This window comes from Streptomyces sp. NPDC005863 (assembly GCF_042871345.1).
Taxonomy (GTDB): Bacteria; Actinomycetota; Actinomycetes; order Streptomycetales; family Streptomycetaceae; genus Streptomyces.
Window position 1 is genome coordinate 267,782 of sequence record NZ_JBIAII010000001.1, and the last position, 24,261, is coordinate 292,042.

The 24,261-nt window shown below is 72.3% G+C and carries 19 protein-coding genes; 2 read left to right on the top strand and 17 right to left on the bottom strand.

Annotation, left to right across the window (positions count from 1 at the left end; genetic code table 11):
- Window positions 1-216 precede the first annotated feature (216 nt).
- A complete protein-coding gene (locus ACFYO9_RS01155; RefSeq protein WP_355811479.1) occupies window positions 217-1,170 on the bottom strand; it encodes a 2-hydroxyacid dehydrogenase in 954 nt (317 codons plus the stop codon).
- A gap of 117 nt (window positions 1,171-1,287) precedes the next feature.
- On the opposite strand from ACFYO9_RS01155, the gene ACFYO9_RS01160 reads away from it, so the two are divergent.
- Complete coding sequence (locus tag ACFYO9_RS01160) at window positions 1,288-2,313, top strand: aldo/keto reductase (protein ID WP_358709422.1); 1,026 nt, start codon at window positions 1,288-1,290, stop codon at window positions 2,311-2,313.
- Between the two features lie 88 nt (window positions 2,314-2,401).
- Window positions 2,402-3,559, top strand: a complete 1,158-nt coding sequence (locus ACFYO9_RS01165) for a PQQ-dependent sugar dehydrogenase (RefSeq protein WP_358774043.1) — start codon at window positions 2,402-2,404, stop codon at window positions 3,557-3,559.
- Window positions 3,560-3,563: 4 nt separating this feature from the next.
- Here ACFYO9_RS01165 and ACFYO9_RS01170 read toward each other — a convergent pair whose 3' ends face one another.
- The 16 genes from ACFYO9_RS01170 to ACFYO9_RS01245 all read right to left on the bottom strand — a co-directional run bounded on the left by ACFYO9_RS01170 (window position 3,564) and on the right by ACFYO9_RS01245 (window position 24,257).
- Complete coding sequence (locus ACFYO9_RS01170) at window positions 3,564-3,800, bottom strand: DUF6191 domain-containing protein (protein ID WP_358774045.1); 237 nt, start codon at window positions 3,798-3,800, stop codon at window positions 3,564-3,566.
- Between the two features lie 99 nt (window positions 3,801-3,899).
- Entirely contained in the window at window positions 3,900-6,995 is a 3,096-nt protein-coding gene (locus ACFYO9_RS01175) for an AAA family ATPase (RefSeq protein WP_355811469.1), read from the bottom strand.
- A gap of 70 nt (window positions 6,996-7,065) precedes the next feature.
- A complete protein-coding gene (locus tag ACFYO9_RS01180) occupies window positions 7,066-7,251 on the bottom strand; it encodes a hypothetical protein (protein WP_355811466.1) in 186 nt (61 codons plus the stop codon).
- A gap of 195 nt (window positions 7,252-7,446) precedes the next feature.
- On the bottom strand, window positions 7,447-8,034 hold the full coding sequence (locus tag ACFYO9_RS01185; RefSeq protein WP_358709419.1) for a hypothetical protein: 588 nt from the start codon (window positions 8,032-8,034) through the stop codon (window positions 7,447-7,449).
- A gap of 35 nt (window positions 8,035-8,069) precedes the next feature.
- Window positions 8,070-8,648: a GNAT family protein gene (locus ACFYO9_RS01190; protein ID WP_358774048.1), complete on the bottom strand. Its 579-nt coding sequence runs from the start codon at window positions 8,646-8,648 to the stop codon at window positions 8,070-8,072.
- Entirely contained in the window at window positions 8,617-10,878 is a 2,262-nt protein-coding gene (locus tag ACFYO9_RS01195; RefSeq protein WP_358774049.1) for an MMPL family transporter, read from the bottom strand. The genes ACFYO9_RS01190 and ACFYO9_RS01195 overlap by 32 nt, the downstream gene beginning before the upstream one ends.
- 214 nt (window positions 10,879-11,092) lie before the next feature.
- Window positions 11,093-13,231 carry a phosphocholine-specific phospholipase C gene (locus ACFYO9_RS01200; protein WP_358774051.1) on the bottom strand — a complete coding sequence of 713 codons (2,139 nt, stop codon included), beginning with the start codon at window positions 13,229-13,231 and terminating at the stop codon, window positions 11,093-11,095.
- Between the two features lie 221 nt (window positions 13,232-13,452).
- Window positions 13,453-14,967: an Asp-tRNA(Asn)/Glu-tRNA(Gln) amidotransferase subunit GatB gene (gene gatB, locus ACFYO9_RS01205; RefSeq protein WP_355811456.1), complete on the bottom strand. Its 1,515-nt coding sequence runs from the start codon at window positions 14,965-14,967 to the stop codon at window positions 13,453-13,455.
- Between the two features lie 16 nt (window positions 14,968-14,983).
- The gene (locus ACFYO9_RS01210; RefSeq protein WP_355811454.1) at window positions 14,984-15,226 is read right to left on the bottom strand and encodes a hypothetical protein; all 243 of its coding nucleotides are present in this window, start codon (window positions 15,224-15,226) and stop codon (window positions 14,984-14,986) included.
- Window positions 15,223-16,716, bottom strand: a complete 1,494-nt coding sequence (gene gatA, locus ACFYO9_RS01215; protein ID WP_355811451.1) for an Asp-tRNA(Asn)/Glu-tRNA(Gln) amidotransferase subunit GatA — start codon at window positions 16,714-16,716, stop codon at window positions 15,223-15,225. Before gatA ends, ACFYO9_RS01210 begins: the two co-directional genes overlap by 4 nt.
- Window positions 16,717-16,720: 4 nt before the next feature.
- Entirely contained in the window at window positions 16,721-17,017 is a 297-nt protein-coding gene (gene gatC / locus ACFYO9_RS01220; protein ID WP_010984178.1) for an Asp-tRNA(Asn)/Glu-tRNA(Gln) amidotransferase subunit GatC, read from the bottom strand.
- Between the two features lie 106 nt (window positions 17,018-17,123).
- The gene (locus ACFYO9_RS01225) at window positions 17,124-19,283 is read right to left on the bottom strand and encodes a putative bifunctional diguanylate cyclase/phosphodiesterase (RefSeq protein ID WP_388665982.1); all 2,160 of its coding nucleotides are present in this window, start codon (window positions 19,281-19,283) and stop codon (window positions 17,124-17,126) included.
- Between the two features lie 498 nt (window positions 19,284-19,781).
- Window positions 19,782-21,965, bottom strand: coding sequence for an NAD-dependent DNA ligase LigA (gene ligA / locus ACFYO9_RS01230; RefSeq protein ID WP_358774053.1), 2,184 nt, complete (start codon window positions 21,963-21,965; stop codon window positions 19,782-19,784).
- 30 nt (window positions 21,966-21,995) lie between these two features.
- Entirely contained in the window at window positions 21,996-23,009 is a 1,014-nt protein-coding gene (locus tag ACFYO9_RS01235) for a methionine synthase (protein ID WP_358709414.1), read from the bottom strand.
- The gene (locus ACFYO9_RS01240; RefSeq protein WP_358774055.1) at window positions 23,006-23,704 is read right to left on the bottom strand and encodes an SDR family oxidoreductase; all 699 of its coding nucleotides are present in this window, start codon (window positions 23,702-23,704) and stop codon (window positions 23,006-23,008) included. The genes ACFYO9_RS01235 and ACFYO9_RS01240 overlap by 4 nt, the downstream gene beginning before the upstream one ends.
- 7 nt (window positions 23,705-23,711) lie before the next feature.
- Window positions 23,712-24,257 (bottom strand): TIGR00730 family Rossman fold protein, encoded by a 546-nt coding sequence (locus tag ACFYO9_RS01245; RefSeq protein WP_358774057.1) that lies wholly within the window; start codon window positions 24,255-24,257, stop codon window positions 23,712-23,714.
- Between the last annotated feature and the right edge of the window lie 4 nt (window positions 24,258-24,261).

The window sequence follows — 24,261 nt, forward strand, 5'->3', positions numbered from 1 at the left end:
TTCGCCCATAGGCCGTGCATCGCCCGTCGCCCCCCTCGCAGTTCTCAACATCTCGTCCCCGCGCCGAACGGTTCACGGCGCATCCCCAATCGGGACGATACACCAGACTCGTCACTCAGGGACATAGCTCCTCTACGCTCCGTGACGGCAGGCGGAGAAGCGAACACGAGGCGCACGCAGGCGGACGCGGAGCGTGCGCAAATCGCTCCCGGGTGATCAACTGCCCGTGGTGAGCACGATGTTGTCGAGAGGCTTCCCGGCCGCGTACGAACTCAGCTGCGCGGCCAGCAGACGCTTGGCGCGCGGCTCGAAGGCGGAGGTGGAGCCTCCGACGTGCGGGCTGATGAGCACTCCCGGAGCGTGCCACAAGGGGTGGCCGGCGGGCAGCGGTTCCGGGTCGGTCACGTCGAGGGCGGCGGTGATCCGTCCCGACTCCAGTTCGGTCATGAGCGCTTTGGTGTCGACCACGGGTCCGCGGGCGACGTTCACGAGCAGCGCGCCGTCCTTCATGCGGGCCAGGAAGTCGGCTCCCACCAGCCCGCGGGTGGCATCGGTGAGCGGGGTCGAGAGGATGACGACGTCCGCTTCGGGCAGCAGCGACGGCAGTTCGGTGAGCGGGTGCACGGGGCCGCGCTCCGTGGTGCGTGCGGAGCGCGCGACGCGCGCCACCCGCGCGCACTCGAAGGGGGCGAGCCGGTCCTCGATGGCGGCGCCGATCGACCCGTACCCGACGATGAGCACCGACCTGTCGGCGAGCGCCGGATAGAACCCGGACCGCCACTCCTCCCGCCGCTGCCCCTCGACGAAGCGCGGAATGCCCCGCAGGGAGGCGAGGATCAAGGTGAGGGCGAGCTCGGCGGTGCTCGCCTCGTGCACCCCGCGGGCGTTGCACAAGCGCACACCGGGCGCGAGGAGCGGGATCCCGGGCTGCACGTGGTCGATGCCCGCGGTCAGGGTCTGTACGACGCGTAGCGACGTCATCGCGGACAGCGGGCGTACGGCGATCTCCGAGGTCTTCATATAGGGCACCACGTAGAAGGCGCAGTCGGCCGGGTCCGCGGGGAACTCCGGGCCGCCCGCCCAGAATCGGTAGGTGAATCCGGCTCCGGAGGCCTCGGGCAGCCCCGGGATCTCGTGCGCCGCGTACGGAAGCCATACGTCTGTCGTCATGGCTGGAGGCTAATGCGCGCCGCTCACGCACCGCCCGCGGGGAGGCAGCGCCCGGAGCTGTCGCGGCAGCGGTTAGTTTTGATGATCTCCGGACGAGGAGTGGGAGGGTACGGCCAGGTGGAGCGCAGGACGATCGGCGCGGGGGCGCTCGAAGTGGGCGCCGTCGGACTCGGCTGCATGCCGATGAGCTGGGCGTACACCGGCTCGCGGCAGCGCGGCGACGCGTCGCTGCGCACGGTGCACGCGGCTCTCGACGCGGCGGCCGCGGCGGGGCGCGGGGTGACGCTGCTCGACACCGCGGACATGTACGGGCCCTTCACCAACGAGCTGCTGATCGGCCGGGTGCTCAAGGAGCGGCGGGCGGAGGCGTTCGTGTCGACGAAGTGCGGGCTGCTCGTCGGCGATCAGCACATCGTCGCCAACGGCCGCCCCGGCTATGTGAAGCGGGCCTGCGACGCGTCGCTGCGGCGGCTGCAGACCGACACCATCGACCTGTACCAGCTGCACCGCCCCGACCCCGAGGTGCCGATAGAGGAGACCTGGGGCGCGATGGCCGAACTCGTCGCGGCCGGGAAGGTGCGGGCGCTCGGCCTGTGCGCGATGGGGGCGCGTTCGCACCGGCGTGCGGCGCCGGGCCGGCCGGGCCCTGGCCTGTACGACGGAACGGTCCGGCAGTTGGAGCGGATCCAGCAGGTCTTCCCGGTCACCGCGGTGGAGGCCGAGCTGTCGGTGTGGTCGCCGGAGGCGCTGGACACGCTGCTGCCGTGGTGCGCGGCGCGCGGGGTCGGGGTGCTCGCGGCGATGCCGCTGGGGAACGGTTTCCTCACCGGGACGCTGACGCCGGGCCAGGGGTTCGAGCCGGACGACCTGCGGGCCCGCCACCCCCGCTTCACCGCCGAGATGATGGCGGCCAACCAGTCGCTGGTGGTGGGGCTGCGCCGGGTCGCGGAGCGGCACGGGGCGACGCCGGCGCAGGCCGCGCTGGCCTGGGTCCTCGCGCAGGGCCCGCACGTGGTGCCGATACCCGGGGCCAAGCGGGAGCGCTGGGCGGTGGAGAACGCGGCCGCGGCGGCGGTGCGGCTGACGGAGGCGGACCTGGCGGAGATCGCCGCGCTGCCTGCGGCGCTGGGTTCATGGGACTGAGTCCCGATGTCGTGGCGGGGGAACGGGACCCCTCGGGGCGCGAGCGGTGTATGAACAGGAGAAGCGCCGCGTCGAAGGGATCCTGATCGTGCAACGACCTGCTGTCACAGCCGTGCTGGCCGCCGCCGCCCTCGTGTTCGCGGCCGGGTGCTCCTCCGGCGACGACGAGCCGTCCCACCGCGAGAGCCCGCCCGGGCGGGAGGGGACCGGTCCGCCCTCCACCGGCAAGGCGGGCGCCGATGCCCCGCCGGAGAAGGGTTCCGCGAAGGTCACCCGCACCCTCACCACGGACCTCAAGTCCCCCTGGGGCCTCGCGCCGCTGCCCGGCGGCGACCTGCTGGTGTCCTCGCGGGACGAGGGGACGATCACCCGGGTCGACGGGAAGACGGGCGAGAAGAAGAAGGTCGGCTCGGTGCCCGGCGTCTCCCCCGGCGGCGAGGGCGGCCTGCTGGGCCTCGCGCTCTCCCCGGCGTACGCATCGGACCACCTGGTGTACGCGTACTTCACGACGGAGTCCGACAACCGCGTCGCCCGCATGCTGTACGACGAGAAGAAACCCTCCGGCCAGCAGCTCGGCGCGCCCGACACCGTCTTCAAGGGCATCCCCAAGGGCATGATCCACAACGGTGGCCGGATCGCGTTCGGCCCGGACAAGATGTTGTACGCGGGCGCCGGTGAGACCGGCGAGACCGGCCTCGCGCAGGACAAGAAGTCGCTCGGCGGCAAGATCCTCCGCCTCACCCCGGACGGCGACCCGGCACCCGGCAATCCCTTCGGCGACTCCCCCGTCTATTCGTACGGACACCGCAATGTGCAGGGCCTGGCCTGGGACGAGCAGAAGCGGCTGTGGGCCTCGGAGTTCGGCCAGGACACCTGGGACGAGCTGAACGAGATCAAGGCGGGCGGCAACTACGGCTGGCCCGAGGCCGAGGGCAAGGCGGGCGAGAAGGGCTTCCGCGATCCGGTGGCCCAGTGGAAGACCTCACAGGCCTCACCGAGCGGCGTCGCCTATGCCGAGGGTTCCGTCTGGCTGGCGGGCCTGCGCGGCGAACGGCTGTGGCGCGTCCCGGTGCGGGGCGTGAAGGGCGAGCCGGAGCCGCAGGACTTCCTGAAGGGTGCGTACGGCAGGCTGCGCACGGTGGTGGCCGCGGGCGGCGACAAGCTGTGGGTGGTCACCAGCGAGACCGATACGCGCGGGACGCCCGAGAAGGGGGACGACAAGATCCTTGAGGTCCAGGTGACGTAGTCGGTCAGCTGTCGGAGTCGTCGGCCCGTTCGGTGGCCGAGGGGTCGTCGGTGGCCGAGGGGTCGTCGGGACGCGGGGACGGGACCGGTGGGCGAACGACCACCTTGCCCGAGGTCAGATCTATCGGCCCGCGCCCCGGATCGCCGTCGGCGAGGTCGACGCGGGTCAGCTCAAGGCGCTTCTGCTCGTCGTCCGTGTGCTTGCGCCCCGGCGCGAACAGGGCCTCGATCGCATTGAACACTGCGCCTCCCAGGAGCCGGGTCTCTGCCGTCAAGCGTAAGCGAGCCGGCCCGGAACCGGCCGGGACCCGGAAGGCGCAGGTCAGCGGTAGGGGTGTGCGTCAGTGTGGGGCGGGCTCGCCGGCCGTCGGGAAGAGGCGGAGCCGGTGGGCGAGCGCGGCGGCCTCGCCGCGGCCGGTGACGGACAGCTTGGCCAGGATGTTGGAGACGTGGACGCTCGCCGTCTTCGGGGAGATGAAGAGCTCCTCGGCGATCTGGCGGTTGCTGCGGCCCACCGCCACCAGGCGCAGCACGTCCCGCTCCCGGCTGGTCAGGCCGAGCGCCTCGGCCGGGTCGGCGGGGGCGGCGGGCGCGCGCGTGGCCTCCGCGGGGTTCAGGGTGAGGCGAGCGCGCTGGGCGAGGCCGGTGACGGAGTCCGACAGGGGCCGGGCGCCGAGCCGGTCGGCCACCTCTTTGGCCAGGCGGAGCAGGTGGGCGGCCCGGTCGCGGTCGGTGGTGTCCGGTGCGAGGAGGGCTTCGGCCAGGCGCAGGCGGGCGAGGGCGAGGTCGTGGGGGCGGTCGAGAGGGGTGAGGGCGGCGACCACGGCGCACCAGTCGTCCGGACCGTCGCGGCCTTCGGCGCGGAGCAGTTCGGCGCGGGTCCACTCGTCGTAGACCCGCCAGAGCGGGATGGGGGTGGCGAGGGTCTTGGCGGCGGCGCGGATGCGGCTCACGGCGGCGGGTCGGCCCGCCTCGGCGGCGGGCAGGCCGCGGGTGTCGGCCTCCATGGCGGCGGCGGCCAGGAGCAGGGGCCAGCCGTACCGCTGGGTGCCCACGGGGAAGCCGGTGGCCAGCGCGCGCTCGACCTCGGCGCGGCCGTCCAGGATGCGGCCCTCGCCGGCCGCGATGCCGACGGCGATGCGGATGAGCGGCAGGGTGTACTGGGGCTGCGGGTCGTGGCTGCCGTAGTGGTGGTGGGCCGACTGGATGTGGCGGGTGGCGGCGGCGTAGTCGCCGCGGAAGAGCGCCAGGCGGGCGGAGCACATCTCGGCGGTGCCGCGGGGCTTGGCGCTCTGCGCGCGGCGCTGGGTCCGGGCGGCGGCCTCGGCGCCCTCGTCCCAGCGGCCGACGGAGAGCAGCGACTCGGCGGCATTGGCCCAGACCCAGCCCTCGGTGTCGACCAGGCCGTACTTCCGGCAGAACTCGATGCCCTCCATGGCGACGCGTACGGCCTCGGCGGAGCGGCCGACGCCCTCCAGGGCCGAGGGGAGGTTGATGTGCGCCCGGCTCAGGTCGGTGACCAGGGCCTCGGCGATGACGCGCTCTCTGACCTCGTACATCTCGGCGAGGCCTGCCTCGGGGTCGCCGGCCTCGATGAGGAGGTTGCCGCGGGTGAGGCGGGCGTTGAGCTCGATGGAGTCGGCCTTGACCATGCGGGCGTACTCGACGGCGCGTTCGGCGGCGGCCATGGTCTCGGGGCCCGGGTCGTGGAGCATGCCCCAGGAGGCGCGGTGGACGAGCACGTCCGCGTGCACCTCGGAGGGCGGCAGGCCGCGCATCAGCTCCTGCGCCTTGGCGATCTCCGTCCAGCCGTCGCCGCGGCCGAGGGTGGAGACGAGGCGGGAGCGGGACACCCAGAACCAGGCGGAGCGCAACGGGTCCTTCTCCTCCGCCAGGAGGCGCAGGGCGCGCTTGGTGATCTTCAGGGCGCGCTCGCGTTCGCCGCACAGGCGTCCGGCGACGGTGGCCTCGGCCATCAGGTCCAGGTACTGCAGCGGGGTGGCCGGGTCGCAGCCGCAGGACGGGTAGCCCTCGACGAAGTCGGCGGGGCGCAGGGCGTCGCGGACGGCCTCGGGGGCGTCGTCCCACAGCTCCATCGCCCGTTCGAGCAGGCCCAGTTGTTCGGCGTAGGCGTGCCGGTGGCGGGCCTCGACGGAGGCGGCGAGCACGGCGGGCAGCGCCTTGGCGGCGTCGTGTGCGTGGTACCAGTAGGCGGCGAGGCGGGCGGCGCGCTGGTCGGCGGAGACCAGGGCGGGCTCGGCCTCCAGGGCCTCGGCGAAGCGGCGGTTGATACGGGAGCGTTCGCCGGGCAGCAGGTCGTCGCTGACGGCCTCGCGGACCAGGGAGTGCCGGAAGCGGTAGCCGTCGCCGTCCGGCGAGGCGTGCAGGATGTTGGCGCCGACGGCGGCCCGCAGCGCCTCGATGAGGTCGTCCTCGCCGAGCCCGGCGACCTCGGCGAGCAGGGCGTACTCGACGGTGGAGCCGCCCTCGGCGACGATCCGCGCCACCCGCTGGGTGTCCTCGGGCAGTTCCTCGACGCGGACCAGGAGGAGGTCGCGCAGGGAGTCGGACAGGCTCGCGCAGCTGCCGCCGTGCGAGGCGACGGCGAGCTCCTCGACGAAGAAGGCGTTGCCGTCGGAGCGGTCGAATATGTCGTCGACCAGGCCGGGTTCGGGTTCGGCCTCCAGTATCCCGGCCATCTGGCGGGCGACCTCGTCCCTGCTGAAGCGGCCCAGTTCGACGCGGCGCACGGTGCGCAGCCGGTCGAGTTCGGCGAGCAGGGGGCGCAGCGGGTGGCGGCGGTGGATGTCGTCGGCGCGGTAGGTGGCGAGCAGGACCAGGCGGCCGCCGCGCAGGGTGCGGAAGAGGTAGGCGAGGAGGTGGCGGGTGGAGGCGTCGGCCCAGTGCAGGTCCTCCAGGACGACGACCAGGGTGCGGCCTTGGGAGAGGCGTTCCAGGAGGCGGGCGGTGAGTTCGAAGAGCCGGGCCATGCCCTGTTCGTCGGAGCGGCCGCCGGAGGCGTGGCCCTGGATGTGCGGGGCGGGCGCGGCCAGTTCGGGCAGCAGCCTGGCGAGCTCTTCCTGCTGGCCCTCGGCCGCGGCGGCCAGTTCGTCGGGGAGCCGGCGGCGCAGCGCGCGCAGGGCGGTGGCGAAGGGCGCGAAGGGCAGGCCGTCGGCGCCGATCTCGACGCAGCCGCCGAGCGCGACGACGGCGCCCTGCCGCTCGGCGGCCGCGGTGAACTCCTCCACCAGGCGGGTCTTGCCGACGCCCGCCTCCCCGCCGAGCAGCAACGCCTGCGGCTCGCCCGGGCCGGGGCCCCCGGCGCTCTCGCGCGGGGTGCCCGTGGCGCGGGCGAGCGCTTCGTTCAGTACGCCCAGTTCAGCGGCGCGGCCGACGAACACGGGGCTGACAGACCTGGTCTCCACAGCGGCGAGCATCGCACAGCGTGCCGACCGCGCGGCACCCGATATCCGAGGGGCGGACACCGGGTTGACCGGCCCTTTCACGTCAGGCGGTCCGCGTGAAGCGGATCGTGCGCAGCCGGAGCGTCGCGCTCACCCGCCCCTCTCCTTCGTGGCGGGCCGACCGGCGGGCGGCGGCGCGGACCTTGCGGGCCTCGGTGACCCGGCGCTGCCGGTCGGCCACCCGGGCCAGCTCGGCGGCGCGCATCTGGTGCATCTCGTACTCGAACATCTCGTACCCCTCGGGTCGTGGTCGGTATCGCCGGTGTCGTTCTCTGCGATGTCTCCACTGTCGTTTCCCAGGGGGGTCCCCCACATCGGGCGGCTGCCGCATCTCCGGAGCGCCGGGGGCCTTAGACGCGACGAGGGGCGGGGCGGGGGCCTTAGCCCCTGCCCCGCCCCTGCCTTATGCGCGGGCGCGGACGGCTCAGGAAGGTGCGGAGGGCAGTCCGAGCAGCAGGTCGCTGTACTTGGCGACGGCGAGGATCAGCCCGATCACGCCGAGCGCGACACCCGCCCACGCCACGGACTTGATCCACGGCGCCTGCTCCTTGCCGGGGGCGCCGAAGGCGGGCCTGACCAGGACCACGAAGCCGACGATCAGCGCGGAGACCGCGAAGATGCCGGCGATCAGCGCGGTGGCCTGCCAGGAGTCGCCGTACATGGCCTGGAGCTGGTCGGAGACGCTGGCGGACTGCTTGGTCTCCAGCTGGCCCATGATGTTCGAGCGGGCCCCGGCGATGGTGCCGAGCCAGCCGCCGGAGAGGCCGATCACGCCGAGCGCGGCGGAGACGACGGCCGCGGCGCCCTGGCCGACGCCGGCGGACCGGACGGCCGGGCCCGTCGTGTCGTACGCGTCGTCGGCCTCGACCGCGTCCTCGTCCACCTCGGCATCGGCTCCGGCCTCGGTCTTCGCTTCCGACGTGTCGGAACCGGTCACTTCCTCGGTCTGGTCGGCGTCCTTGGCTCCGGTGGCGGCCTTGGTCACGGTCGCGTCGTCTGTCTTGGTACCCATGCTGCGCACCGTACGGACGGAGTCTGAGAGCTCTCTTAACGAGCGTCGGCCCCGGGCCCCGAGCCGTCCCGCGCCGCCCGCCACTGAGGGGCCAGGACGGACCAGACCTCCATGTCGTGCCGTATCCCCTGCCAGGGGAAGCTCTCGCGCAGCACGCCGTCCAAAGTGAGGCCGAGGCGTGCGGCGGCGGCCTTGCTGCGCTCGTTGCGCGAGGAGACCAGCCACTCCACGCGGTGCATGCCGCGCTCGTCCACGGCCCAGTCGATGAGGATCTTCGAGGCCCTGTTGACCAGGCCGCGGCCCGCTGCCGACGGCTCCAGCCAGACGCCGACCTCGCAGCCGTCCACGCTCGTGTCGAAGATCCGGAAGAAGACCCCGCCGACGAGCGTGCCGTTCAGCCAGATGCCGTGGAAGCGGCCGGTGTCGGCGGCCTGCCGGTCGGCGCGCGACTGCAGGAAGGTCCGCGCCGATTCGAGGTCGCGCACGGTGGTGGTGAAGGGCACCCACGGCCCCGCGTACTCCCGCGCCCGCTCGACGTGTTCGAGGAACTCCTGCGCCTGCCAGGGCTCGATCGGCCGCAGCTCAGCGCCCTCGCCCAGCGATATCGCGAACATCGTGCTCCCTCTCCCCGTGCGCGTCGTCGGCCACGTCACGCTGTCCGGGGATCCTCGCACGGGCGTCGCGCGGGTTCGAACGACATTCGGGCGGCTCGATGCTGATGCGCGGCAGGAGGCGGTCCAGGCGGCGCGGCAGCCACCAGTTGGCGCCGCCGAGCAGATGCATCAGGGCGGGTACGAGCAGGGTGCGCAGGACGAAGGCGTCAAGCGCGACGGCCGCGGCGAGCGCGATGCCGAACATCGCGATGACCCGGTCGCCGCTGAGCACGAAGGCGAGGAAGACCGAAATCATGATCACGGCGGCGGAGTTGATGACCCGGCCGGTCTCGGCGAGCCCCACGCGGACGGCACGCCGGTTGTCGCCGGTCTCCAGCCACTCCTCGTACATCCGGCCGACCAGGAAGACCTGGTAGTCCATGGAGAGTCCGAAGAGGACCGACACCATGATCACCGGGAGGAAGGGCTCGATCGGCCCCGCCCTGCCGAGGCCGAGCAGCTCGCTCCCCCAGCCCCACTGGAAGATCGCGACGACGACGCCGAACGCGGAGGCGACCGCGGCGACGTTCATCACGGCGGCCTTGAGCGGGATGCCGAGGGAGCGGAAGGCGAGCAGGAGCAGCACGCAGCCGAGCCCGATGACCACGCCCACGAAGAGCGGCAGCTTGCCGACGATGATCTCCGCGAAGTCGTCGTAGCTCGCGGTGACCCCGCCGACGTGCAGGTCGAGGGAGCTGCCCGCCTCGGCCCGGGGCAGCACGTCGTCGCGCAGCCGGTCGACGAGTTCGCTGGTCGCCTCGGACTGCGGGGCGGAGTCGGGGACCACGGTGAGCTGGGCCGTGCGGCCGCCGTCGTCGTACGTCACCGGGCCGACGGAGGCGACGCCGGGCGTCGACCTCAGCGTCGTGACGAGGTCGTCGACGGCGACCCGGTCGCCGGCTCCGTAGACCTCGCCGACCAGGGTCAAAGGCCCGTTCACGCCGGGCCCGAAGCCGTCGGCCAGCAGGTCGTACGCCTGCCGGGTGGTGGCCTTCGCCGGGTTGTTGCCCTGGTCGGAGGTGCCCAGGTGGAGGGCGAAGGCGGGCAGCGCGAGCACGGCCATGACGAGGACGGCGAGGCCGCCGAGCAGGCGGGGCCGACGCTCCACGAAGGCGGCCCAGCGGGCGGCGAACCCGGCCGGCAGCTCCGGTTCGGGCCCGTGCTCGGCGAGTCTGCGGCGCTCGCGGCGGCTGAGGGCGCGCGGTCCGATCCAGGCGAGGAGCGCGGGCAGCAGGGTCACGGAGGCGGCGACGGTGAGGACGACGGTCAGCGAGGCGGCGATGGCGACGCCGTTCAGGAAGCCGAGCCGCAGGACAAGCATGCCGAGCAGGGCGATGCAGACGGTGGCGCCCGCGAAGACGACCGCGCGTCCGGTGGTGGCGACGGCGCGCTCGGCGGCGACCGCCACGGGCAGGCCGCGTTTGAGGCCCTTGCGGTGCCGGGTCACGATGAACAGGGCGTAGTCGATGCCGACGCCGAGCCCGATCAGGGTGCCGAGCATCGGGGCGAAGTCCGCGACGGTCATCAGATGGCCGAGCAGCACGATGCCCGCGTACGCGGTGCCGACGGAGACCAGCGCGGTGGCGATGGGCAGGACGGACGCGGCGAGCGAGCCGAACGCGAGGAAGAGGACGACGGCGGCGACGGCCACCCCGACGACCTCCGCGAGCTGGGCGCTCTTGGTCTCGGTGAGCCCGACGGCGGTGCCGCCGACGTCGACCCGCAGATGGTCCGAGGCGGCTGCCTTGGCGGTGTCCACGACGGCCCGGGCGTCCGCCACGGAGATGTCGTCGGCCTGCTCGCGGAAGGTGACGGTGGCGTAGGCGGTGCGGCCGTCCGCGCTGATCCGCCCGGCGCCCCCGCCCTCGTACGGGCCGCTCACGTTGGCCACGGCGGGCAGTCCGGAGATCTCCCGCAGCGTGTCCGTCATCGTCTGTTCGACGTCGGCGGCGCGGACGGAGGTGCCGGGTCCGGTGTGCCAGACGACGGTGTCGCTGTCGCCGCCGAGGCCGTGGAAGTTGTCGTCCAGGAGCTGGGCGGCGCGGCCCGACTCGGTGCCCGGCACCTCGTAGTCGTTGGAGTACGCGGACCCGGCGACCGCGGCGGCCGATGCGGTGGCGCCCAGGGCGAGGAGCCACAGCAGGACGACGACGAGGCGGCGCCTGACGCACCACCGGGCGAGTGCGGCCACGGGCGGACTCCCTGGGTCACGTGTGGATCTTCACCGGGAGCAGTCCACGAACTGGGGCCCGCAAAGAACGCATGAGTGGCGACATCGACGCCGAGGTCACTTTGACAGCATTAAGAGATCCTTTGTCGCTTTCGTGTCCATCCTCACAAGGACACAAGACGTACGGGGCCACTCCGCGGCCCCGTACGTCTCACCCGCCCGTGCCCCGCGGGGCTCAGCCCGAGACGCTCGCGCGTCCGTTCTCGATGTGGCCCATGAGGCGCCGCCGGAACGCCGGGTCGCCGTCCGCGGTCACCTCGACGTCGTACCAGCCGTGCTCGTCGGCGGTGTGCCAGGCCACGGTGCGGCTGCTGCCCGCCCGGACGCGCACGGTCCGCGTCCGCGACCGGACGTCCGCCTCGTCCACGTAGCCGAGCGGCGCGACCGTGAAGACGAGGGTGCGCCGGCCGCGGTTGGCGAGGATCAGGTGGATCTCGCGGTGCGTGATCGCGGAACTGAGCCGCGCTCCCCCGCCGCCGGCCCCGCCCGTGCCACTCTTGCCGCCCGCGGCACCCTTGGCGCCCGCGAACTCGCGCCGGAAGCCGTTCGGTCCGGTGATGGTGAAGGCGTACGTGTCGCCGGGCACCGGCACGGTCCAGGAGCCCTTGCGCACCACGTCCTGGTGCTGCGGCAGGGCGAACTCACCCGCGTACGGGTAGAGCGCGAAGTGGGCGCTGGAACTGCCGCCGTTGCGCAGCCGCACGGTGAGCGCGCCGTCCTCGCCGGGCCATGCGTCCGCGTCGGGCCGGTAGGGCAGCGGGCGGGCGCGGCGGGTGCCGGGCTCCTGGACCGGCATGGACTGCTTCAGCGGCGGCTGCGGGGCCCAGCGGCCGCTGAACGCCGGTATGGCGCCCGGCTGTTCGAGGTCGGGGCGGCGGTGAGCGCGCCGGAAGTCGAAGGCGCCGGTGAGGTCACCGGTGACCTTGCGGCGCCAGGCGCTGATGTTGGGCTCGCGCACGCCCGTCCACTGCTCCAGGAAGCGCACCACGGAGGTGTGGTCGAAGACCTCGGAGCAGACGTAGCCGCCGACGGTCCACGGCGAGACGACGAGCATCGGCACCCGCACGCCGAGCCCGGTCGGCCTGCCCTCCCAGCGCTCCTCCCGCTCCTCGGCGCTGTCGCCGCCGGGCACGGGCGGCGGGACGTGGTCGAAGAAGCCGTCGTTCTCGTCGTAGTTGATGAAGACGGCGGTGCGGCGCCAGACCTCCGGGTGGGAGGCGAGGGCGTCGAGCACCTTGTAGACGATGGTCGCGCTGTGGATGGGCGAGGAGACGCTCGGGTGCTCGGAGTCCTGTGCGGAGGGCACCAGATAGGTGACCTTGGCGAGTTTGCCGCCGGCCACGTCCGCGGCGAACTTCTCGGCGAGTTCGCCGGTGGGCACGCGCCGCAGCCCGCGTTCGAAGAGCGAGCGCTCGCGCTTGTCGAGCGTGGCGACGCCCTCCTCCAGGGTGGCGAGCAGCGCGGCGCGCTCGGTCTCGTTCGCGGCGGCGCGCACCTTGGCGTAGAAGGCCTCCATGAAGGTGAGGCCGGTCCCGGCCAGGACCTTGCGCGCGATGGCCTTGAAGGTGGTGAAGAACTCGATCTGGTTGTCGGTGAAGTTCTCCCACTCGGTGTACGTGCGCCAGCTCACGCCCGCCTTCTCCAGGCGCTCGGCGTACGTGCCCCAGCCGTAACCGGGGTGGGTGCCCTCGTCGTACGCGTCGTTGCCGACGGCCCGTCTGCCGTTCGCCTCGTACCCCGTCTTCCCGCTCCACAGGTGGTTGCGGTTGGGGCTGGTGGAGCTGTGGATGGAGGAGTGGTAGGCGTCGCAGACGGTGAAGGTGTCGGCGAGTTCGTAGTGCAGCGGGATGTCCTCGCGCGTGTAGTACGCCATGGTGGCCGCCGTCTTGGCGGTGATCCAGCCGTCCATCCAGCCGTCGTGCCAGGCCTTGGCACCGCCGCCCCAGGAGTGGTCGAGCGCGCCGATGTACTGGAGGTCCCTCTTCTGGGTCTCGGCGGCCTGCCGGACCGGGAAGGGCAGGATGGTGCGCAAGGTGCCGGGCTGCTCGAACACCGGCTTGCCGCCCGGGAGTTGGACGGCGTTGCGGTCGCCGAAGCCGCGTACGCCGCGCAGGGAGCCGAAGTAGTGGTCGAAGGACCGGTTCTCCTGCATGAGGATCACCACGTGCTCGATCTTGTCGAGGCCGCCCTCGCGCGGCGGCTCGTGCGCGAGCGCCTCCTGCAGCGACGGCGGCAGGAAGGAGCCGACGGCGGCGACGCCGAGCGCGCCGCCCCCGATCGCCATCAGGCGTCTGCGCGAAATCTCGGGCGTCACGTGGGCCTCCCAGTGGTCCTGGCCGACATCCAATGGTTCTCTGCTGATCCATTGGCCTGTACGACGGGGACGCTAGTGACGCCCGGTTTCGATGGGAAGGCTGCGGGTCGAAGTCGGGGTGAACGTCCAAAAGGTCTCGGCCCGGGGGGCGTTGGGGGTACGCGGAAGGGGGCGGCGCACCCGTCGGATGCGCCGCCCCCTTCGTGCCGGGGAAGAGACCGTCAGCCCTCGCCGACGCCCAGCTTCGCCAGGATCAGTTCCTTCACGCGGGCCGCGTCGGCCTGGCCGCGGGTGGCCTTCATGACCGCGCCGACCAGGGCGCCGGCGGCCGCGACCTTGCCGCCGCGGATCTTGTCCGCGACGCCGGGGTTGCCGGCGATGGCCTCGTCGACGGCGGCCGTCAGCGCGCCCTCGTCCGAGACGACCTTGAGGCCGCGCTTCTCGACGACCTCGTCCGGCGTGCCCTCGCCCTTCAGGACGCCCTCGATGACCTGGCGGGCCAGCTTGTCGTTGAGGTCGCCCGAGGAGACGAGCTCGGTCACCCGGGCGACGTGCGCCGGGGTGATGGCGAGCTCTTCGAGGGCGGCGCCCGACTCGTTGGCGTGGCGGGACAGTTCGCCCATCCACCACTTGCGGGCCGACGCCGCGTCGGCGCCCGCCTCGATGGTGGCGACGATCGGCTCGACCGCGCCCGCGTTGAGGATCGACTGCATGTCGTGCTCGCTGATCCCCCACTCCTCGCGGAGCCGGTTGCGGCGCACGCGCGGCATCTCGGGCAGGCCGGCCCGCAGCTGCTCGACCCACGCGCGGGCCGGGGCGACGGGGACCAGGTCGGGCTCCGGGAAGTACCGGTAGTCCTCGGCGTTGTCCTTGATGCGGCCGGAGGTGGTGGAGCCGTCCTCCTCGTGGAAGTGCCGGGTCTCCTGCACGATGGTGCCGCCGGAGCCGAGCACCGCCGCGTGGCGCTGGATCTCGAAGCGCGCCGCGCGCTCCACGGAACGCAGCGAGTTGACGTTCTTCGTCTCGCTGCGGGTGCCGAACTCCTCGCGCCCGTGCGGACGCAGGGAGAGGTTCACGTCGCAGCGCATCTGGCCCTTGTCCATCCGGGCCTCGGAGACGCCGAGCGCCTTGATGAGCTCGCGCAGCTCGGCGACGTACGCCTTGGCGACCTCGGGGGCCCGCTCGCCGGCGCCCTCGATCGGCTTGGTGACGATCTCGATGAGCGGGATGCCGGCGCGGTTGTAGTCGAGCAGGGAGTGCGAGGCGCCGTGGATGCGGCCCGTCGCGCCACCGACGTGCGTCGACTTGCCGGTGTCCTCCTCCATGTGGGCGCGCTCGATCTGCACGCGGAAGATCTCGCCGTCCTCCAGCTGGACGTCCAGATAGCCGTTGAAGGCGATCGGCTCGTCGTACTGCGAGGTCTGGAAGTTCTTCGGCATGTCCGGATAGAAGTAGTTCTTCCGGGCGAACCGGCACCACTCGGCGATCTCGCAGTTCAGCGCGAGGCCGATCTTGATCGCGGACTCGACGCCGATCTCGTTGACGACCGGCAGCGCGCCGGGCAGGCCGAGACAGGTCGGGCAGGTCTGGCTGTTCGCGTCCTGCTTGAGCGTGGTCGAGCAGCCGCAGAACATCTTGGTCTTGGTGCCGAGCTCGACATGGACCTCCAGGCCCATGACGGGGTCGTACGTCGCGAGGGCATCCTCGTACGACACCAGGTCAGAAGTGACAGTCACGGTGAAACTTTCCCTCTCAGCCCAGCAGGACGTCGTCGTCGCCCAGCTTCTTCAGCTCGCGGTAGAGCAGAGCGAGGCCGGTGACGATGGCGGCGGCGGAGACAGCGGCGTCGATGAGTCGGAGCGTGTCGTGTTCCTTGCGGGCCATACGGGCCTGCTTGACCACGGAGATCGCGCCGAAGGCGGTGGTGCCCATCGACAGGTACGCGCCGGGCTTCGACTTCTTGAAACCCTTGGCCTTGGCAGTCATGGGGCTCATAGTGACGGTGCCTCCTCAAGCAGCGGGTGACCCCACCTTTCCACGAAGGCGGCCTCGACGGCAGCACCGACCTTGTACAGCCGGTCGTCCTTCATGGCGGGGGCGATGATCTGCAGTCCGACGGGCAGGCCGTCCTCCGGCGCGAGGCCGCAGGGCAGCGACATGGCGGCGTTGCCCGCCAGGTTGGTCGGGATGGTGCACAGGTCCGCGAGGTACATCGCCATCGGGTCGTCGGCGCGCTCGCCGATCGGGAAGGCGGTGGTCGGCGTCGTCGGCGAGACGATCACGTCGACCTGCTCGAAGGCGGCCTCGAACTCGCGGGTGATGAGGGTGCGGACCTTCTGGGCGCTTCCGTAGTACGCGTCGTAGTAGCCGGAGCTGAGCGCGTACGTACCCAGGATGACGCGGCGCTTGACCTCGTCGCCGAAGCCGGCCTCACGGGTCAGCGCGGTGACGTCCTCGGCCGAACGGGTGCCGTCGTCGCCGACGCGCAGGCCGTAGCGCATGGCGTCGAAGCGGGCCAGGTTCGAGGAGCACTCCGACGGCGCGATCAGGTAGTACGCGGAGAGCGCCAGGTCGAACGTCGGGCAGTCCAGCTCGACGATCTCGGCGCCGAGCTCCTTGAGCAGCTCGACCGACTCGTCGAACCGCTGGACGACGCCGGCCTGGTAGCCCTCGCCGCGGAACTGCTTGACGACGCCGACGCGCATGCCCTGTACGGAGCCGTTGCGCGCGGCCTCGACGACCGGCGGGACCGGGGCGTCGATGGACGTCGAGTCGAGCTCGTCGTGGCCCGCGATGGCCTCGTGCAGCAGCGCGGCGTCCAGGACCGTACGGGCGCAGGGGCCGCCCTGGTCGAGGCTGGAGCTGAACGCCACCATGCCGTAGCGGGAGACGCCGCCGTAGGTCGGCTTGACGCCGACCGTGCCGGTGACGGCCGCGGGCTGGCGGATGGAGCCACCGGTGTCGGTGCCCATGGCGAGCGGGCTCTCGTACGCCGCGAGGGCCGCGGAGGAGCCGCCGCCGGAGCCGCCCGGGATGCGGGTGAGGTCCCAGGGGTTGCCGGTGGGGCCGTACGCACTGTTCTCGGTGGAGGACCCCATGGCGAACTCGTCCATGTTGGTCTTGCCGAGGATGACGACGTCGGCGGCCTTCAGGCGCTTGGTGACCGTCGCGTCGTACGGCGGGATCCAGCCCTCGAGGATCTTCGAGCCGACGGTGGTCGGCACGCCCTCGGTGGTGAAGATGTCCTTGAGCGCGATCGGGACGCCGGCCAGCGGGCCGAGCTGCTCGCCCCTGGCGCGCTTCTCGTCGACGGCGCGGGCCTGCGCGAGGGCGCCCTCGCGGTCGACGTGCAGGAAGGCGTGCACCTTCTCGTCGACGGCCTCGATGCGGGCCAGGTGGGCCTCGGTGACCTCGACGGCGGTGAGCTCGCCGGAAGCGATCCTCGACGCGATGTCGGCGGCGGTGAGCTTGATGATGTCCGTCATGTTCTTAGTCCTCCCCCAGGATCTGCGGCACCTTGAAACGCTGCTGCTCCTGGGCCGGGGCGCCCGAGAGCGCCTGCTCGGGGGTGAGCGACGGACGGACCTCGTCCGCGCGCATGACGTTCGTCAGCGGCAGCGGGTGCGAGGTCGGCGGTACGTCTTGGTCGGCGACCTCCGAGACGCGGGCGACCGCGCCGATGATGTCGTCGAGCTGTCCGGCGAAGTGGTCGAGCTCCTCGGCCTTCAGCTCCAGACGTGCAAGGCGGGCGAGGTGGGCGACCTCCTCGCGCGTGATGCCAGGCATGCGGCGATCCTCAGGGGTGGTGAGTGTGTGGGTTGTGGGCCCAATCCTATGGGTCGGCGCGGGGTGCCCGTGAAACGGTTTCCCCGCCGCCGCCCCGAGGCCGCGCCTACTGCACCACGTGGCCCGAGGACTGGCCCATGTCGGAGCCCTCCGCGGAGGCCGCCGCGGCCTCCGCCGCGACGTCGGCCGGGCGGCGCCAGCCGCGCGAACCGCGCGCCCGCAGCCACGCCGTCGCCTCGTCCGCGGGCATCGCCGCGGCGACCAGCCAGCCCTGCACCGCGTCACAGCCGAGGTCCCGGAGACGCTCCCACGTCTCGTCGTCCTCGACGCCCTCCGCGACGACGAGCAGTCCGAGCGAGTGGGCGAGGTCCACGGTGCAGCGGACGATCTCGGCGTCCTCGTTGTCGACGGCGAGGCGGGCCACGAAGGAGCGGTCGATCTTCAGCTCGCTGACCGGGAGCCGGCGCAGATGGACCAGGGAGGAGTAGCCCGTGCCGAAGTCGTCGAGGGACATCTTGACCCCGTGCCCGGTGAGCCCGGCCAGCGTGTCCGCGGCCCGCTGCGGGTCCTCCAGGAGCACGTGTTCCGTTATCTCCAGCTGCAGCGCGCCCGCGGGGACCCCGTGCCGGGCCAGCCGGGCGGCGACCGCTCCCGCGAAGCCGGGGGTGTGCACGTCGCGCGGCGAGACGTTGACGGCGACGGGCACCTTCAGCCCCTGGGCCTGCCACTTGGCGACCTGGCCGAGCGCGGTCTCCAGGACGTACTCCGTCAGGTGCGGCATGAGGCCGGAGGACTCGGCGATGGCGATGAACTCGTCGGGCGGCACCTTGCCGCGCTCGGGGTGCACCCAGCGCACCAGCGCCTCCAGGCCCGCCACCTTGCCGTCGAAGCGGACCTTGGGCTGGTAGTGCAGCTCGACGTCGCCGGCGTCCAGGGCGCGGCGCAGGTCGCCCAGGAGGCCGAGCCGGTCGGGGGTGTTGGAGTCCCGCTTGGACTCGTACACCTCGACGCCGGTGCGGTCCCGCTTCGCCTGGTACATCGCGACGTCCGCCCGCCGGAGGAGCCCCTCCGCGTCGAGCGCGTGGTCGGGGAAGACGGCGAGGCCCGCGCTGGCCTCCAGGACGAGGGTCAGGCCGTCCAGGTCGAGCGGGGAGCCGAGCGCGGCGACCAGCTGGCGCGCCGCGCGGGTGGCCGACGTGGTGGAGTCGGCGACCGGCAGCAGCACGGCGAACTCGTCGCCGCCGAGGCGGGCGGCCTCCGCGCCGCGCGGCAGCGCGACCCGCAGCCGGTCCGCGATCTGCAGCAGCAGCCGGTCGCCCGCGAGGTGGCCGAGGGTGTCGTTCACCGACCGGAAGCGGTCCATGTCGATCAGCAGCAGGGCGGCCCGCGCCCCGATCCGCTCGGCGTCGTCGAGGGCCGTCCAGGTGCGCTCCAGGAGCCACTGGCGGTTGGGCAGGCCGGTGAGCGGGTCGCGCAGCTGCTCCTCGGCCCGCGCGCGGGCGATCCAGAGGGTGGAGTCGAGGGCGACCAGCGGGATGGCGAAGAGGGGCAGCAGGATCGGCAGGGAGATCGCCACGACGCAGATCAGCGGGGCGATGCCGAGCAGCGCGATGCCGAGGAGCCCCTGGCGGACCAGGGCGGTGCGGGTGACGGTCGGCAGGGCGCCGGTGCGGGGCGCGTGCACGTACCAGAGCAGGACGCGGGTGACGGCGAGGTAGGCGACGGCGACCAGGGCCACTTGGGGGGCGGTGTAGAGGTCCCAGGTGTCGGGCAGCCAGGGGGACTCGGCGCTCGGCGACGTGCCGAACGCGGCCAGGGCCAGCGCGCCCGCGCCGATGCCGAGGATGTCGACCGCGCCGTGCAGCACGCCCTGGCGCCTGCGGTGCCTGCGGGCGACGCCGACCAGGACGACGACGGTGAGGCTGACCATGCCGGCGGGCACCCAGCCGTAGAGCAGCAGGACGGCGACGGTGAGCGCGCCGCCGGAGCCGGTGCCGCCCCACCAGCGGTCGCGGCCGAGGGCGACCAGGTGGCCGACGATGAAGCCGGTGAGGATGGCCAGGGACCAGCCCGCGGAGCCGGTCGGGAACAGCGCGTGCCGGCCCGTGAAGGCCTGGAAGAAGCCGGTGCCGAGCAGCACCGCGGCGGCCGTGACGATCGCGACGGGCAGCAGCGGCCAGGCGTCGCGGGCGTCCTGGGCGGTGGGTCCGAGGGCGCCCGAGGTGGCCGCCGCCGGGCTCTCCGCGGGGCTGCGCGCGCCGGAGATCCAGGCCCGCTCCCGGGGTTCGACCGCGGTGCTCAGCGTGCCGGATCCACAGCCGCCGACGGCGGTCGACGCGGGGTGCGGTCCGGTGGCCGGTGCTGTCCTGCGGCCGCGCAGCCAGACGCTCGGCGCGCGCCACAGGCGCGCGCGCAGCCGTGAGTCCGGGGCGGCGCTCTCGGTCGGTTCCATTCCCGTCCCTCTCACAGCCGGCGGTGCCCACGCCACGCGGACTCGGCCCTGAGTCGGCCGCGTCCCCTCGTACTTCCCCGGTTCCTCGCGAGCAAGGAGACGCGCTGCTCCCGGACTCGCGCCGAGCGGGGATGCCCCTTTCCTCGCTCTTGATGAGCAGGAGATACCCCGTTCGCAGCGGGGCACGGCAGGCGCACACCTCAACAGTAGGCCGCAGAAGGCTTCCACGGGCAGCGGTCGACTACGGTTGCCCGAATGCGACCCGGCCACCCGTATGCATCTGATATGCGCTGAACGGGTGGCCTTCAACCGCTACTCCTCGGTCGGAAGCGCGACTTCCGTTGCCGCGTCCGGTCCTTGTTCGAGCAGGACGACGAAACCGTCCTCGTCGAGAACCGGAACCTTCACCTGCATGGCCTTGTCGTATTTGGATCCGGGGTTGTCACCGACGACCACGAACGACGTCTTCTTGGAAACGGAACCTGTCACCTTCGCGCCACGGGACTGCAGCGCCTCTTTCGCGCCATCCCGTGTGTAGTGCTCGAGGGTTCCGGTGACGACCACCGTGAGGCCTTCGAGCGGACGCGGACCCTCGTCCTCGCCGCTCGACTCCTCCTCCGTGCGCACCCCGGCAGCCCGCCACTTGCGCAGGATCTCCCGGTGCCACTCCTCGGCGAACCACTGTTTGAGTGAGGCCGCGATGATCGGGCCGACGCCCTCCACCGCGGCCAGCTCCTCCTCGGTGGCCTGTTCGATGCGGTCGATGGAACGGAACTCACGGGCCAGCGCCTCGGCGGCCACCGGGCCGACGTGCCGGATCGAGAGGCCCGTGAGGACCCGGGCGAGCGGCCGGTCCTTGGCCGCCGCGATGTTCTCCAGCATGGCGAGGGTGTTCTTCTTCGCCTCGCCCTTCTGGTTGGCGAAGAAGGTGACGACCTTCTCCTCGCCGGTCTTGGGGTCGCGCTTGGGCAGCCCGGAGTCCTGGTCGAGGACGTACGACTTGATGGGCAGGAGCTCCTCGACCTTGAGGTCGAAGATGTCGCCCTCGTCGCGGATCGGCGGCTCGGCGGGCTCCAGGGGCTGGGTGAGGGCGGCCGCCGCGACGTATCCGAAGTTCTCGATGTCCAGGGACTTGCGGCCCGCGAGGTAGAAGAGACGCTCGCGCAACTGGGCGGGGCACGATTGGGCGTTGGGGCAGCGGAGGTCGATGTCGGCCTCCTTCATGGGCCGCAGCGCCGTGCCGCACTCGGGGCACTCGGCGGGCATCACGAACTCGTGCTCGCTGCCGTCCCGCAGGTCCACGACGGGGCCGAGGATCTCCGGGATGACGTCACCGGCCTTGCGCAGCACGACCGTGTCGCCGATGAAGACGCCCTTCTTCTTCACCACGTCCTGGTTGTGCAGGGTCGCGAACTCGACCTCGGAGCCGGCCACGGTGACGGGCTCCACCTGCGCGTACGGCGTGACGCGGCCGGTGCGGCCGACGCCGACGCGGATGTTGATGAGCTTGGTGTTGACCTCCTCCGGCGCGTACTTCCAGGCGATGGCCCAGCGCGGGGCGCGCGAGGTGGAGCCGAGGCGGCCCTGGAGCGGGATCTCGTCGAGCTTGACGACGACGCCGTCGATCTCGTGCTCCACGGAGTGGCGGTTCTCGCCGAAGTACGCGATGAAGTCGCGCACGCCGTCGAGGCCGTCGACCACCTTGTTGTGCTTGGCGGTGGGCAGGCCCCACTCGTGCAACAACTCGTAGGCATGGCTGAGGCAGTCGATGTCGAAGCCCTCGCGGGCGCCGATGCCGTGCACCACCATGTGGAGCGGGCGGGTCGCGGTGACGCGCGGGTCCTTCTGGCGCAGCGAACCGGCCGCCGCGTTGCGCGGGTTGGCGAAGGGCTTGTCGCCCGCCTCGACCAGGCGGGCGTTGAGCTCCTCGAACTTCTCCATGGGGAAGAAGACCTCGCCGCGGACCTCGACGAGGGCCGGCACGCGGTCGCCCTTGAGGCGCTGGGGGATGTCGGCGATGGTGCGGACGTTCGGCGTGATGTCCTCGCCGGTGCGGCCGTCGCCGCGGGTGGCGGCGCGGGTCAGCTTGCCGTACTCGTAGGTGAGGTTGACCGCGAGGCCGTCGACCTTCAGCTCGCACAGCAGGTGGAAGTCGGGCGAGCCGACCTCCTTGGCGACGCGGTCGGCCCAGGCGGCCAGCTCCGCGTCGTCGAAGGCGTTGTCCAGGGAGAGCATGCGCTCCCGGTGCTCGACGGCGGTGAACTCCGTCTCGTACGCCCCCGAGACCTTCTGGGTGGGCGAGTCCGGGGTGCGCAGCTCCGGGTGCTTGTCCTCCAGGGCTTCGAGAGAACGCAGGATTTTGTCGAACTCGGCATCGCTGACGACCGGTTGGTCCTTCACGTAGTACCGGAAGCGGTGCTCCTCGATCTGTTCGGCCAGCTGGGCATGCTGGTCCCGTGCCTCGGCGGGCACAGATCCTTGCTGTTCGACAGCCACCGTTTCGTCCTCCCGTTACGTCATACCCAATTACTCAGGGTTGTCTGCAAGCGATCTCGCCGCCTTGACGCAGTGGGCGAGCGCCGCACGTGCGTACGCGGGAGACGCGCCCGCGAGACCGCACGACGGAGTGAGCGTGACCGACTCCGCGAGTGATCCCGGATTCAGCCCCAGCCTGCGCCACAACGTCCTGACACCCATGACGCTACCGGCAGGGTCTGACAATCCGCCGTCCACGCCCGGCACGACACCGGCGAAGAGCCGCGTGCCCCCTTCGACCGCCTCGCCGATCACCTCGTCGTCACGCTCGGTGAGGAGCGCGAAGTCGAACGAGATCGCGTCGGCGCCGGCCCGGCGCAGCAGCGCGAACGGCACGTCCGGCGCGCAGGAGTGGACGACCGCGGCCCCCTCGCCGCGCACGTCCAGGACGTCGCGCAGGGTGCTCTCGACGAGCTGGCGGTCCACGGCGCGGTGCGTGCGGTACGTGCTGGCGGTCTTGACCTGTCCGCGCAGTACGGCGACGAGCGAGGGCTCGTCGAGCTGGAGCACCACCTGGGCGCCGGGCACCCTGCGGCGCACGTCCGCGAGGTGGGCGCGCAGCCCTTCGGCGAGGGATCCGGCCAGGTCGCGGCAGGCGCCGGGGTCGGAGAGCGCGGCCTCGCCGTTCCTGAGCTCCAGGGCGGCGGCGAGCGTCCACGGGCCGACGGCCTGCACCTTCAGCGGCCCCTGATACCCCTGGGTGAACTCCTCCAGGGCGTCGAGGTCTTCGCCGAGCCAGGCCCTGGCCCGCCGGGTGTCGCGCCCCGGACGGTCGCCGATCCGCCAGCCGCTGGGCTCCACGCGCGCGTACAGGTCGACGAGCAGGCCCGCCGTGCGGCCGATCATGTCGGCGCCGGGCCCGCGCGCGGGCAGCTCCGGGAGGTACGGCATGCCCTGTTCGGGCCCCTCGAAGGTGCCGGTCACGGTCTTCGCGGCCTCGCGGGCGTCGCCGCCGGGCATCGACCCGATCCCGGTGGCCGGGACCGGGGTGAAGGCGTCGCTCATCGTCCCGGCCGCACCGTCAGGTCGTTGACCTCCGCGTCGCGCGGCAGGTCCAGGGCCATGACGATCGTCGTGGCGACCGACTCGGGGTCGATCCAGCGGGTCGCGTCGTACTCCTTGCCCTCCTGCTGGTGGACCTTGACCTGCATGGCGCTCGCCGTGCGGCCCGGGTAGACGGAGGTGACCCGGACGCCGTTGCCGTGCTCCTCGTGGCGCAGCGAGTCGGCGAGGGCCTTCAGGCCGTGCTTGGAGGCGGCGTACGCGGACCACTCGGGTCCTGCGCTGAGGCCCGCGCCGGAGTTGACGAAGACCACGTGGCCCTGGGCGAGCCGGAGTTGGGGCAGGAAGTGGCGGGTGAGTTCGGCGGGGGCGATGAGGTTGACGTTGAGCTGGTGGCGCCAGGTCTTGGGGGTGAGCTCGCCGACCGGGCCGAGGTCGACGACGCCCGCGATGTGGAGCAGGGAGTCCACGCGCTCGGGCAGCGACTGGTGCCCGAAGGCCCAGGACAGCTTGTCGGGGTCGGAGAGGTCGCCGACGAGGGTGCCGGCGCCGGGGAACTCGGCGGCGAGCTCCTTGGCGCGGCCCGCGTCCCGCGCGTGCAGTACGAGGGCGTCGCCGCGTGCGTGGAGGCGGCGGGCGACGGCCGCGCCGATGCCGGAGCCCGCCCCGGTGATCACATGTGTTGCCATACCGGCCATGCTCGCATCACTGGGTGCCCGCGTATTCCTCCAGGTAGGCCAGCGCGCCGACGGGCTCCTCGGCGAAGAAGACCAGGTCGGTGAGTGGCACGGGCAGGAAACCCTCGTCCTCCATGCGGCGGAACTGCTCCTTGAGGCCGTCGTAGAAGCCCTCGGAGTTCAGCAGGACCACCGGCTTGGTGTGCTTGCCGTGCTTCTTCAGCTCCAGGATCTCGGTGGCCTCGTCGAGCGTGCCGGTGCCGCCCACCATGATCACTATGGCGTCGGCCTTCGCCAGGAGCAGCGCCTTGCGCTCGGCGAGGTCGCGCGCGATCACCATCTCGTGCGGCTCGACGACCTGCCGGGCCTTGGCGGCCAGGAAGTCCACGGAGACGCCCACGAGCCGCCCTCCCGCCTGGTGCACGCCGTCCGCGACGACCTTCATCAGACCGCTCTCGGAGCCGCCCCACACCAGGGTGTGGCCGCCCTTGCCGAGCAGTTCGGCGAATTCGCGGGCCGGGCGGGTGTAGCGGTCGTCGAGGTCGGCGGCGGAGAGGAAGACGCAGATGTTCATGCGG